Genomic DNA, 1,187 nt, shown 5'->3' with positions numbered 1-1,187 from the left:
AGGGCACGGTGGCCTTGGGGGAGGCGGTCGCGATCGCCAAGGCCACCGACACAGCCGTCCAGACCCGCGACGCCCAGCATTTTCCTGACGAGCAGGAGTACCGGCAGGGGTTCGAGTCGGCGCTGGTGGCGGCCAAGCAGGAGCGGCCCGCGTTGTCGGTCAACCAACTCCAATCGGTGGCCCGCCAGGTCGCTTATCGGTTGGACCCGCACCGCCTGGACCGCGACCACGCGGCCGCCCACGCGGCCCGAGGGTTGGCGGTCCATGACACGTTCCAGGGCAGCTACCAGTTGCAGGCCTGGGGCGGGGCCGGGGACGCGCTGATCGTGCGCGCGGCCATCGACACCTTCACCACCCCGCCCGAAGAGGGCGAGACCCGCACCCGGTCTCAGCGTGAGCATGACGCGCTCATCGCGGCGCTGCGCTTTGCCACCACCCACACCGGATGCACCCAGGCTCCGGCTCCGCTGGCGCAGATCCGCATCCTGGTGCCGGTCAACACCTACCTGAACGCTCGCGGCCAGGAGGTCCCGGCGTTGGACGAGCACGGCCGGGTGATCCCGGCCGGGGTGGTGCACGAACTCTCCGGGGACGCGGAGGTGGTGCGGATGCTCACCGCCCCACCGACGGGGCGGGTGCTGGACGTGGCCCCCAGCCGCCGGTTGGCCTCAGCCCGCCAACGCGCGGCGGCCTTTCACGGGCACACCACGTGCGCCCACCCGGGCGGGTGCGAGGTGCCGGTCGCGTTCTGCCAGGCCGACCACGTCACCTCCTTCTCCCGGGGCGGGCGCACCGAGGTAGCGAACCTGCAACCACTGTGCGGCCCGCACAACCGGGCCAAGTACCAACGCGAACTCCGCGCACACCACCGGACGCGAATCGGGGCGGGGCCCCTGGGGCGGGGACACCCACCCGATCCGCATCCGCCGCCCCGGGAGTAACACCCCGGACCACGCTCCACCGCCACGCGTCACGGGACAGACCTTCGGACCCGGCAGAGGGTTGGTATCCGTGCGCGCTGCCACCGTCGCACGCCTTCGCCACCGGGGCCGGTAGCGCTGCCCGAGGCCGGAGGGTCCGCTCGCCTTTGGTGCCAACGCCGCCTCGGCCACCACCCGCAGCCAAAGCGTTGAACGGGGACCCCAGACACCCGCCGCCTTTGGTGCCAACGCAGGAGCGAGCAACCA

At 72.4% G+C, this 1,187-nt stretch carries 1 protein-coding gene; it reads left to right on the top strand.

Annotated elements, in window-relative coordinates:
- The coding region (locus ACSIH6_RS39305) for an HNH endonuclease signature motif containing protein (protein WP_435113968.1) at positions 1-941 on the top strand (941 nt) is incomplete at its 5' end.
- Between the last annotated feature and the right edge of the window lie 246 nt (positions 942-1,187).

The sequence above is a fragment of the Nocardiopsis synnemataformans genome, assembly GCF_965343085.1.
In the GTDB taxonomy this organism is placed as follows: Bacteria; Actinomycetota; Actinomycetes; order Streptosporangiales; family Streptosporangiaceae; genus Nocardiopsis; species Nocardiopsis alborubida.
This window is presented reverse-complemented; position numbering and strand designations above follow the sequence as displayed.